The 11,536-nt window shown below is 52.1% G+C and carries 10 protein-coding genes; 5 read left to right on the top strand and 5 right to left on the bottom strand.

Annotated elements, in window-relative coordinates; all coding sequences use genetic code 11:
- Positions 1–86: 86 nt before the first annotated feature.
- Positions 87–587 carry a TPM domain-containing protein gene (locus B4N58_RS02840; protein WP_373567537.1) on the top strand — a complete coding sequence of 167 codons (501 nt, stop codon included), beginning with the start codon at positions 87–89 and terminating at the stop codon, positions 585–587.
- 15 nt (positions 588–602) lie between these two features.
- Here the strand turns inward: B4N58_RS02840 and B4N58_RS02845 are convergent, their stop codons facing one another.
- Positions 603–1,682, bottom strand: a complete 1,080-nt coding sequence (locus B4N58_RS02845) for a putative solute-binding protein (protein WP_291745572.1) — start codon at positions 1,680–1,682, stop codon at positions 603–605.
- Positions 1,679–2,197 carry an SRPBCC family protein gene (locus tag B4N58_RS02850; RefSeq protein ID WP_291745574.1) on the bottom strand — a complete coding sequence of 173 codons (519 nt, stop codon included), beginning with the start codon at positions 2,195–2,197 and terminating at the stop codon, positions 1,679–1,681. The genes B4N58_RS02845 and B4N58_RS02850 overlap by 4 nt, the downstream gene beginning before the upstream one ends.
- Before the next feature lie 32 nt (positions 2,198–2,229).
- On the opposite strand from B4N58_RS02850, the gene B4N58_RS02855 reads away from it, so the two are divergent.
- Complete coding sequence (locus B4N58_RS02855) at positions 2,230–2,691, top strand: YkvA family protein (RefSeq protein ID WP_291745576.1); 462 nt, start codon at positions 2,230–2,232, stop codon at positions 2,689–2,691.
- Positions 2,692–2,809: 118 nt separating this feature from the next.
- On the opposite strand, the gene B4N58_RS02860 is transcribed toward B4N58_RS02855, so the two are convergent.
- Together B4N58_RS02860 and B4N58_RS02865 are read right to left on the bottom strand one after the other, a co-directional pair.
- The gene (locus tag B4N58_RS02860; protein ID WP_291745578.1) at positions 2,810–4,615 is read right to left on the bottom strand and encodes a sodium:solute symporter family protein; all 1,806 of its coding nucleotides are present in this window, start codon (positions 4,613–4,615) and stop codon (positions 2,810–2,812) included.
- A gap of 11 nt (positions 4,616–4,626) precedes the next feature.
- Positions 4,627–4,887 carry a DUF4212 domain-containing protein gene (locus B4N58_RS02865; protein WP_291745580.1) on the bottom strand — a complete coding sequence of 87 codons (261 nt, stop codon included), beginning with the start codon at positions 4,885–4,887 and terminating at the stop codon, positions 4,627–4,629.
- A gap of 304 nt (positions 4,888–5,191) precedes the next feature.
- Between B4N58_RS02865 and B4N58_RS02870 the strand changes: the two genes are divergently transcribed.
- Both B4N58_RS02870 and B4N58_RS02875 read left to right on the top strand, forming a co-directional pair.
- Positions 5,192–8,011 carry a methyl-accepting chemotaxis protein gene (locus tag B4N58_RS02870; protein ID WP_291745582.1) on the top strand — a complete coding sequence of 940 codons (2,820 nt, stop codon included), beginning with the start codon at positions 5,192–5,194 and terminating at the stop codon, positions 8,009–8,011.
- Complete coding sequence (locus B4N58_RS02875) at positions 8,008–9,600, top strand: chemotaxis protein CheW (protein ID WP_291745584.1); 1,593 nt, start codon at positions 8,008–8,010, stop codon at positions 9,598–9,600. Before B4N58_RS02870 ends, B4N58_RS02875 begins: the two co-directional genes overlap by 4 nt.
- On the opposite strand, the gene tgt is transcribed toward B4N58_RS02875, so the two are convergent.
- Positions 9,536–10,690: a tRNA guanosine(34) transglycosylase Tgt gene (tgt, locus tag B4N58_RS02880; RefSeq protein ID WP_291745586.1), complete on the bottom strand. Its 1,155-nt coding sequence runs from the start codon at positions 10,688–10,690 to the stop codon at positions 9,536–9,538. The genes B4N58_RS02875 and tgt overlap by 65 nt on opposite strands.
- Before the next feature lie 140 nt (positions 10,691–10,830).
- On the opposite strand from tgt, the gene B4N58_RS02885 reads away from it, so the two are divergent.
- Positions 10,831–11,355: a flavin reductase family protein gene (locus B4N58_RS02885; protein ID WP_291745588.1), complete on the top strand. Its 525-nt coding sequence runs from the start codon at positions 10,831–10,833 to the stop codon at positions 11,353–11,355.
- Positions 11,356–11,536 lie beyond the last annotated feature (181 nt).

Below are 11,536 nucleotides of genomic sequence, written 5' to 3' on the forward strand. Positions count from 1 at the left end.
TGCGGCGGGGGGTTTGGCGGCGGCGGTGGTTTCAGTGGTGGTGGTGGCGGTTTTGGAGGCGGTGGCGCCTCGGGAAGGTGGTGAATATGGGCATGAATCGCATTTTCACGCACCTGATGACTGCAGAACGCCATGTCCGGAAAATCTTCCAGACACAGCAACTGGAACACATTTCAACTGCCATCAAAGCCAGTGAAACACGCCACTCAGGTGAAATTCGCGTTGCAGTGGAAAGCTCGCTTGAACTGCAACCCCTGTTAAGGCAGCAAACACCACGGCAGCGTGCCATTGAGGTGTTCAGCGAATTGCATGTGTGGGACACCGAGCTGAACAATGGGGTGCTGATCTACGTGCTGTTGGCAGACCATGCCATAGAAATTGTGGCCGACCGGGGAATAAACGCCAAGGTAGGTCATGCCTACTGGGAAGAACGATGCAAGGAAGTGGAGCAGGCATTTGCGCAAGGGCAGTTCGAAGCCGGGGTGATGAACTGCATTGCGGCGGTGAGCGAGAAGTTGATTGAACACTTTCCGCACAACGGGGGTGGCAAGAATGAACTTCCCGACGCCCCGGTGGTGATTGGGTAAACACCCAAGCCGGTTTTACATGGGCTCTATTGGGCAGCTTTTCTGGACTTTGTAACCTTCAGGCAAACTGCACTCCGAGGCTTTGCCGTCGATCGAGCAGCGCACTTTCTTCAACAGGCGCAGGGCACAGCCATCGTACACGCCGTCTTTACTTAAGCTGATGCGGGCTTCGCGCATCATGGTGGTGTATTCCACCTTGTCCGCATCGCTCATTTTCAACCAGGCTTTCTCTGGAATTTGGCGGTCAATTTTTTTCACGGCATCCAAGGCTTTGGGCATTTCTCGCGCCACAAAGGCCCGCAATTTCTGACCTGAACCAGGCTGAAATTTCGACTTGCGCATAATAATTTGGTAAGTGACCATCGCCACAGGCAACTGAATAATTGCACCGCGTTTTCCCAAGCCTTTGTAAAGCTCTAGCGGAGCGTATGCAATGGAAGGGGCCACGATAATGTCCACGGCGCCATTGTTGAACATTGAGCCGTAGTTGGACACGTCTGCAGCAATCGGTTGTGCACCAACCTGTTCAATCAGCCGTCGCTGCGACTCATCATGCGACAACGCCGCCACTCGCTTGCCGGCAGCCTTGGCCAGTGAATTGATTTCGCGATCACGCACAAACACATAAGCGGTGCCGAAGGGCAGCACCCCACCCACTTCAAAGTCACTTTGCTGCATCACACTTTGCAACTGCGGGCTGCCCATCGACTTCAAGGCCAGCAACACTGCATCATAGTTGGGCAGGCCACCCACAGCATCCAGGCTGCCGGTAAAGCTATTATATTTTCGGGTGCGAATACCCGTGGCTACCAGTCCGTCGCACTCACCAATTTCAAAATCTTTGGCAGCGACCGATTCATTGGTATACACCACTGGTTTAAAGCCATAGCCGTTTTTGCGACCTTCCAAAGCGTATTCCTGAGCCAAACCAAATATCGGCCCTTTGGCACCCAGCAAGTCGAACACGCAAATATTAGGCTCTACGCCACTAAGCGTTTGAGCACGTGCCGTGTTCTGGAAGCCCAGGAAAACCAACAGCATCAAACTGAAAACAGCCGCGATTCGCAAACTGTTTTTTACACATGGATTCATCATTTTTTTCCTGCCTGCAAGGCGCGAAGCGTAATGATTTGGGTCAGGTTGACCAGGGTTTTGGTCATCATCCGGTTCCAGATCAAATCAACTACAACCGCCTTGAATACGAGTCGCTTGGGCCCAATGCCCAAGCCGGGTGTTAAATAAAACAGATAGCGCCAGGTCACCAGGGTGCCGTCGCCATCCTTCTCAAATTCAAATGAACCTTTGGCGTGATCAAGCCAACTCAACAGGGGTTGGCTAAAGCCGGTACCCCTGTAAACAAACTGGCGATTGGGAACAAAGGCCAACACTTCTTCATCAATCACAGCGCCGCCCTTGAAGGTAATTCGCTGAACGTCGCCCACTTCATTGAACGATTCGCCCTGAATCATTTCTATATGAGTAATGGGCGCGATCAATGCGTCACTGTGAATGTATTCATCCGCTTTCAAACGGGTATACAAGGCAAAACAATCGGCCAAGGGCACAGGGATTCGGCATGAACGCTGGATCATCAAGGGAGCTTGGGTCACAATGTTTCCTCTTTTATAGTTGGGCACAACGTATGTTTTTTACTCGGTTTTTTCCAATTCTTACCAAACTCAAGGCCCTGAAGACCCATGGCCGCATGCTGTGGCACGCCTTTCGGCATGCCGACACCCCAAAATGGATCAAGGGCTTCATGCTGGCTGTGGTGGTTTACCTGTTCAGCCCCATCGACATGATTCCCGACTTTTTGGTGTTGTTTGGCATCACCGACGACTTGGTCGTGATTAGCGCTGCAATGTGGTTTTTAGGCAAAGTTGTTCCTGAAAAAGTCAAAAACAGCTTGCCGGTAGAACAAGGCAACACGCAGGCAGCACCGCAAAAAACAGCCAGCACTTCCACCCATTTGCCTGCGCCGCCCGCCAAGACAAGCCCGCTCAAGCCTTTCGGAATTATTCTGCTGCTGGGTTTACTCATTGCTGCTTTGGCAAGCCACCCTTGGGTGCATGCGCAATTTCAAAGCATTGGAGCATTTTTTTGAGTGTGGAAGTAACAGTTTTACTCTAGAAAAACAAAAAGCCCGGTGATTTCTCACCGGGCTTTCAAGCTTCTTGAGCCCTGCCTTTCGATGAAGGCAGTGGTTATTGTTGAACAGTCAATCAGTGACCGGTTGCTACGCCTGCACCACGTGGGGTACGAACGTCTTCAACCAAGTGCTGAATGTGCTCTGGAGGTGGTGCTGTTACCTTGCTGACCAGATAGGCCACTACAAAGTTGACAATCGCACCCACGGTACCGAAGGCTTCAGGCGTGATGCCGAAGAAGCCGTTGGCGCCGCCCACCAAGTGCAGGTACTCAGTGCCGTTGATGAACAAAATACCCTTGTGTGCGAACACATAGAACAGGGTCACAGCCAAGCCACTCAACATACCCACGATTGCGCCTGCGGAGTTCATGGTCTTGGAGAAAATACCCATCATGATCACAGGGAACAGGCTTGATGCTGCAATACCGAAGGCCAAGGCCACAGTACCCGCCGCGAAGCCAGGTGGGTTCAAGCCCAGATAACCGGCCAGAACAATCGCGAAGGCCATGGAAATTTTACCGGCCAGCAATTCGCTCTTTTCAGAAATACTTGGATTGAACACGCCCTTGATCAAGTCATGCGATACGGCAGACGAGATCGCCAGCAACAAACCAGCAGCAGTCGACAACGCAGCAGCCAAACCACCGGCTGCCACCAAGGCGATCACCCAGTTGGGCAACAATGCAATTTCAGGGTTGGCCAACACCATGATGTCAGCGTTTACTGTCATTTCACTGCCTTTCCAGCCAGCGGCTTCTGCTTTGGCCAGGAATGCTTCGTCTTTGGACTTGTCGTTGTAGTACTGAATGCGACCATCGCCGTTCTTGTCTTCAAACTTCAACAAGCCTGTGGTTTCCCAACGACCCATCCAGGCCGGCTTCTTGTCGTTTTCCAGTGCGGCTTCAGCGGCAAACAAGTCGCCACCAGTCGCAACACTGGAGTTGACCGTTGCATGCAGGTTGTAGCGGGCCATTGCGCCAACAGCAGGTGCTGTGGTGTACAGAATCGCAATGAAAACCAGTGCCCAACCAGCAGATGAACGCGCATCAGCCACTGTGGGTACAGTGAAGAAGCGAATGATCACGTGGGGCAGACCCGCGGTACCAATCATCAAGCTAACGGTGTAGAAGAAGGTGTTCAGGTAGCTGCCACCGGCTGGGGTGGTGGTGTACTGATTGAAACCAAGGTCAGTCACCACTTTGTCCAAGGTTGCCAACATCGGCTGACCGTTGGCCAACATGTCAGAACCCAGACCCAACTGTGGCAAAGGATTGCCTGTCAGGTTCAAGGAAATGAAGATCGCGGGAATGGTGTACGCGAAAATCAACACGATGTACTGTGCAATTTGCGTGTAGGTAATGCCCTTCATGCCACCAAACACGGCGTACATGAACACAATACCCATACCCACATAAATACCCACTTCAGCGGACACGCCCAGGAATCGGGAGAAAGCCACACCCACGCCGGTCATCTGTCCAATTACGTAAGTAATGGAAGCCACCAGCAAACAGATCACAGCCACTGTGCGGGCTGTGTTGGAGTAGTAACGGTCGCCAATGAACTGGGGTACCGTGAACTTGCCAAACTTGCGCAGGTACGGAGCCAGCAACATCGCCAACAACACATAGCCACCGGTCCAACCCATCAGGAATACGGAACCGCCGTAACCCATGTTGGCAATCAGACCCGCCATTGAAATGAACGAAGCGGCTGACATCCAGTCCGCCGCAGTCGCCATACCGTTGGCCACGGGGTGCACACCACCGCCAGCCACATAAAATTCACCCGTGCTGCCTGCACGAGCCCAAAACGCAATACCGAGGTACAGCGCAAAACTCAAACCCACGATCACGTAGGTGATTGTTTGCAAATCCATTAGCAATCTCCTTAGTTTTCGTGGACGTCGTGTTCGCGGTCGATCTGACCCATTTTCTTCGCGTAGTAGAAAATGAGGATGATGAACACGTAAATAGAACCTTGTTGGGCAAACCAGAAGCCCAGTGGGTAACCACCGATGCTGAATTGATTCAGTTGCTCAACAAACAGAATACCGGCGCCGTATGAAACCAAAAACCACACGATCATGATTTTGGTCAACAGGCCGATTGTCGCTTTCCAGTAGGCTTCACCGCCCTTTGGGTTGCTCATCGCTTGTCTCCTTTTTAAGGTTGTTGTTAACCGCAGGCCGGAATACGAGGTCACATCCCTCCGAGCCTAGGCTTGCGAACGAGTATCAAAGCGAAAACTTACGCCAAACTGAAAGCCTGTCAGATTGGTCCGGCAAGCCCCTGGGAAATACTTGTGACGACCCAGAGGCGACATTTTCAAAAGCACAGGAAAGCTCTAACTGAACGGCATTTACCTGTTTTATTGAGTGATCAAGCGACCTGAGGCCCAACACAATGGTAATTACCCCAATCGAGTAAATTCATTCTGACCAGCAAGGCCATACATGACACCCAACACCGAGCAGCCCAACGACCACCGTATCCACTTGTTCAACGCGCTGACCCAAAGCCAGGCCTGCATTGAGTTCGACCTGAACGGCAATGTGCAGTACGCCAACGAGAACTTTCTGAATGTTTTTGGCTACTCGGAAGAGGACGTGCTGGGCAAACACCACAGCCTTTTTTGCACTGAAAGTACCGCCGAGTCAGACGAATACCGCTTGTTCTGGAACAAGTTGCGCGAGGGCAAGTGTCAAAGTGGCGAGTTTTTGCGGCTGGATTCGCAGGGCCAGGAAGTTTATATCCAGGCAAGCTACAACCCGGTTCGGGACGATGATGGCAATTTGGTGTCAGTCATCAAGATTGCGTCGAACATTACGGATGCCAAAAGCAAGTCGCTCGAGAATGAAGGCAAAGTGGCCGCGATCGACAAAACTCAAGCCGTGATTGAATTTGACACCAGTGGTCGCATTCTGGCTGCGAATGACAACTTCTTGAACACCATGGGCTATCGCCTGCAAGAAATTGTGGGGCAACATCACCGTCAGTTTTGTGAAAAAAACTATGCGGAATCCGAGGAATACAGCAACTTCTGGAAAGACCTTGCGGCTGGCGAATTCAAATCAGGCGAATTCATGCGCTTGAATCGGCATGGCCGCCCAGTGTGGCTACAGGCCACTTACACACCCATATTGGGTGTGAATGGCAAGCCAGTGAAGATAGTTAAATTTGCCAGCGACATCACTGCCACAAAAATGAAGGCGATTGAGGACGACGGCAAAGTCACTGCGATGAATCGCTCACAAGGCATTATCGAATTTGACCTGGGCGGCAATATTTTGCATGCCAACGAGAATTTCCTGAGCCTGACGGGTTATTCACTGGCTGACATTGTGGGCCAACACCACAGCATGTTTGTGGACAAGGAAGAGGCCAGCAGCGGCGCTTACCGCGCTTTCTGGCGAAAGCTGGGCCAAGGCGAGTTTGATTCGGGTGAATACCTGCGCGTAGGCAACCACGGCAAGCGGATCTGGATACAGGCCAGCTACAACCCAATTCTGGATCTTGAAGGCAACCCGGTGAAGGTCATCAAATTTTGTAGCGACATTACCCAGTCCAAATTGCATGCCATTGAAACTCAGGCACGCATGGACTCAGTGTCCAGCACGAGCTGCATTCTTGAGTTCAATGCGGAGGGGAAAATTCTCAACAGCAACGAACTGATGCAGAAATCACTGGGATACAGCCAAGCCGACCTGATCGACAAGTCCGAAGGTTTTTTGATGTTCGACGAGGAACGCAACGACAGCAATCACTTCAAGATCTGGAATGATTTGCGCGAAGGTAAAAACCTGGTCGGTGAATTCCGCTACAAGGGCGTGGGTGGCAAAGAGATTTGGCTTTCAGGCACACGTAGCCCGGTAATAGGCCTTGATGGTCAATTAATCAAAGTGGTATTGATGCTGCAAGACATCACTGAATCCAAACTGTCCCGGCTGGATGCTGAAGGCAAACTGGGCGCCATTGACCGCTCGCAAGCGGTGATCGAATTTGACATGCAGGGCAAGGTACTCGCGGCCAACAATAATTTCCTGAAACTGATGGAATATTCAGCCGAGGAAATTACCGGTCGCCACCACCGCATGTTTGTGGATGCGGCTTATGCCGCCACACCGCAGTACCAGGCCTTCTGGGAAAGCCTTGGACGCGGCCAGTTCGAGTCAGGTGAATACAAGCGGGTGGCCAAAGGTGGGCGCGAGGTTTGGATACAAGCCACTTACAACCCGATTTATGACCCGCGCGGCAACCTGCTCAAGGTGGTGAAATTTGCCAGCGATGTGACCGAAAGTAAACTGAAAAACTCGGAATTTGAAGCCAAGGTCGAAGCCATTAACCTGGGGCAGGCGGTGATTGAGTTTGATCTGGACGGCCATGTGTTGAATGCAAACCGCAACTTCCTGAACGCAATGGGCTATACATCGCGTGAAATTCAAGGACAACACCACAGCATTTTCTGTACGCTGGAGTACACCCAAGGTGAAGAATATCGCGACTTCTGGTTGAAACTGAACGAAGGGAAATTTGTCAGCGGCCGTTTTCACCGCGTGGGCAAATTCAACCGTGATGTGTGGATTCAAGCCACCTACAACCCCATTCTGGACTTGAATGGGAATGTGGTTAAAGTGGTGAAATATGCCTACGACGTCACCAAAGAAGTGATGCTTGAACAGGGCATCAACAAAAAATCGGGCGAAATGCGGGAACGTGTCTCCAAACTGGTCGACAGTATTACCGACATTTCCAGCAACTCTGCAACCGCCACTCAGCTTGCTGAAAAAGGCCTGGACGCAGCTCACCAGGGAAGCCGCGAATTGAAGCGATCAATCGCTGCCATTCACGCCATTCAGAACAGCTCCAGCAAGGTGTCGGAAATTGTGCGGGTCATCGGCGACATCGCCAACCAAACCAACTTGTTGGCATTTAACGCCGCCATTGAAGCGGCACGTGCAGGGCAACATGGCGTTGGGTTTTCAGTGGTGGCGGCAGAAGTGCGCAAGCTGGCTGAAAGCAGTTCAAGCGCGGCGCGTGAAATTGCCACATTAATTGAAGAATCGGTTGCACAGGTTGAGGAAGGCGTGGAGGTAAGTCAGAATGCAGCACAAAGTTTTGAAGGCATTTTGAGCAGCGTGACTGAAACAGGCGAAAGCGTAAAGCAAATTACCAGCTCGGCAGAACAACAGCGCGACCTGGCCGTTGCCGTAAACCGCCTGATTGAAGAACTCACTGGTGGCCTTGAAAAACACACTGGCAGCAAAACCGCATGAGTGAATTGAGCCAATACGAACAGGGCTTTGGGTCGTTTCGAATTGGCGAGATGACCCTGGCCCTGCCGATGAAGTCGGTCAGGGAAGTGGTGCCCTTTCACCCCTTGATGGCATTGCCTTGCCCACACCCGTGGATCAAGGGTGGCCTGGACCTGCGCGGCGTGAGTATCCCTGTGCTGGACCTGGAATGTTTGTTGAACCGGCCCGGCCACCAGTATTCACCGGGCTGTATTTTGCTGATCGCCCATGAAAATCATTTGCTGGGGCTGATTGCCGACCAGGTGAAAGCCTTGTTTTTTGCAAACCCCAATAGCCTGCACACCGTCAGTTCCACAGATTTAATCGGCCGCCTGTTTGCTGGCAGCCTGATGAACCACGAACTAAACCAACTGGTTCAGGTGCTTTCCACGCAAGCCTTGTTCGAGTTACCCGGCTTGCCCAAAGCAAAAGATCCTGAACCGCACCGCCAGTCGCTTGAATTGCAAACGTCGAACGAAGACACTGCCCTGAACACGCGCACGCCGCTGATGCTGATGCAAAGCATGGCCACCCTGTTCGCAGTGAATCCGAAAGACATTGAAACCACCGTGGTCAACCCGGTGCTGCTGCCCAGTGAGTACGCTGGCGGATTTTACAAAGGCAATCTGGATTACAGGGAACAAACCATTCCGGCAATTGACCTTGCAAGCTACCTGGGCCTTGGTGCCCACAAACAAGCACAACAGCTTACGCAGCAGGCCTTTGTCATTCGCATTGATGGACACCCACTGGCCCTGCTGATCGATCGCGTTTTGGACATTGTGCATGTGCCACACAATTCCGTGATTCCCCTGCCCGGTTTTGGTCTGCCCAAGGCGGTGCAACTTGAAGGGGCTTTGCCCAGCAAGGTGTTTCCAAAAGAAGACCCACATTCACAGCGTGGTCCGCAATATTTCGTGCTGTCATGCCAGCGAATCAGCGAAGACCAAGAGTTGATTGAACTGGCCAGTATTATGGCCAAAGCCAGCGCGACAACTCAGCAAAATGCCGAGAACCAGCAAGGCAAAACCACACATGGCCTGGACCGCTTGATGGTGTACCGATTGGGCACCGAATTTTCCACACCCATTGAGCAAGTGCGAGAAGTGCTCCCTTATCGGGCAGACATCGAAATTTTTGAACGCGGCAATCCCATGCTGGGCATGCTGACCCACCGCAATGAATCCATTCCTGTTTTTGACCTGGCGCAGTGGCTGGGAGCAGAACGCCAAAGTCTTGATTATGAATCCAGCATTTTGGTGGTGAATGCACATGGTGCCAGCGTTGGCTTTGCTGTCACTTCGCTGACGGCAATTGAAAATGCGCAGTGGGAACCCAGTGTGCCTGTGCTGGGCGAACAACGGCAGTTGCTGCATGGTCAGTTAAAAACCACGCAGCGCCTTGCACAAATAGGAGAAGGCAAACACCAGCGCATGGTGGAGGTGATCGATTTGCAACAGCAGGTATTGCTGATCCTCGATCAGTTTGGTCTGGCTGTATCGCCTGCTATTGAGGCTGTTGCTGCAACTGCTGTTGAGCCGTTTGCGCATTCTGACCCCGCAGCGCATTGAACTCTTTCACAAATTCCTCAAAGCGGTCTTGCTCAATCGCTTCGCGCATTTCACGCATCAATTCCAGGTAGTAATGAAGATTGTGCATGGTGTTTAACTGTGCACCCAAAATTTCTTTGCTGCGATCCAGGTGGTGCAGGTAAGCACGTGAGAAATTCTTGCAGGTATAACAACTGCAAGTGGCATCGAGTGGACTTTCATCGTTGCGGAATTTCGCGTTGCGAATGCGAATATCGCCCGTGCGGGTGAACAACCAGCCGTTTCGCGCGTTGCGGGTGGGCATGACACAGTCGAACATGTCGATGCCCTGCCCAACTGCGTTCACCAGATCTTCGGGAGTACCCACACCCATCAAGTAACGCGGCTTGTGCTGTGGCAACTTGGGCGCGGTGTGCGCCAAAATTCGTTGCATGTCGTCTTTGGGCTCACCCACCGATAAACCACCAATGGCATAGCCATCAAAACCGATTTCTTCGAGGCCTTGCAGTGAAATGTCGCGCAGGTCCTCGTACATGCCGCCCTGCACAATACCGAACAAACCGTTGTTGTTGCCCAATTCATCGAAGGAGTCACGGGAACGGCGCGCCCAACGCATGGACATTTCCATGGAAAAGCGTGCCTCAGTGTGTGTGGCTGGATAAGGCGTGCATTCGTCGAAAATCATGACGATGTCAGAATTCAACACTGTTTGAATGCGCATGCTTTCCTCGGGGGTGAGGAACAATTTGTCACCATTCACCGGACTGCAGAAATGAACACCCTCTTCCTTGATTTTGCGCATGGCCCCCAGGCTGAACACTTGAAAGCCACCTGAGTCGGTCAAAATTGGCCCTTTCCAGCCCATAAACTGATGCAAACCACCGAATTTTTCCATGATGTCCAGGCCCGGCCGCATCCACAAATGAAAGGTATTACCCAGAATGATTTGCGCCTGAATTTCGGTGAGGTCGCGCGGCGTCATGCCCTTCACGGTGCCATACGTGCCCACAGGCATGAAAATCGGCGTTTGAATGACGCCGTGTGCGGTGGTAATTTCACCGCGACGGGCTTTGCCCGAGGTGGTTTTGAGTTTGAAGGACAGTGCGCTCAAGGAAAATGCCTTTTTAGAATTGGCCGTATTTTAAATCATTTCAAGCACATGGGCCTGAAAACCACGTTTTGAGTCACCATTCCAGCAATTCAAGCGCTTGTTTGGCACAATGGAGACATTCACAAAATTAGAAGTACCCCATGCAACAACCTGCCAAACCCGAATTCATTCGCGCTGAGAAACGCGAAGGCGACGCCGAGCTGGACGCGCACATGTTTCGGCAAGCACTGGCCCAATTCGCCACCGGCATCACCATCATCACCACCAAAAACGCCGAGGGCAAGTACGTGGGGGTGACCGCCAATTCATTCAACTCGGTGTCACTCCACCCGCCTTTGGTGTTGTGGAGTTTGTCGAAGAAAGCCAGCAGCCACGATGCATTTGCTGAGGCCACCCATTATGGCGTCAGTGTGTTGTCGGCCGATCAGGAAGATTTGTCGCATCATTTTTCGACATTCAAAGGCGACCGTTTTGCCGGTGTTGAAGTCATCGAAGGATTGGGTGGCGCACCGTTGATTCCCCATGCATTGGCACATTTTGAGTGCAAGGTGCGCAGTCGCTACGACGAAGGCGATCACTTCATTATGGTGGGCGAAGTGTTGCGTTGCGACTTCCGGGAAGGTGAGGCGCTGGTGTATCGGTCGCGGAAATACTTCCGGAACTGATCGGAGAGTATTCATTGCCCGATCGGCTTGGGTTCCGATCTCTCGGAGCTTCTTGATCGCCCACTCGGCTTGGGTTCCGATCTCTCGCCTGCCTGTTAACTGCCCAATCGGCTTGGGTTTCAATCTCTCGCCAGAAAACCTGTACTTCCCTTTTTGAGATTCACCCTGACTCACCTCGCTC

This window comes from Limnobacter sp. UBA3528, from assembly GCF_002377005.1.
Classification (GTDB): Bacteria; Pseudomonadota; Gammaproteobacteria; order Burkholderiales; family Burkholderiaceae_B; genus Limnobacter.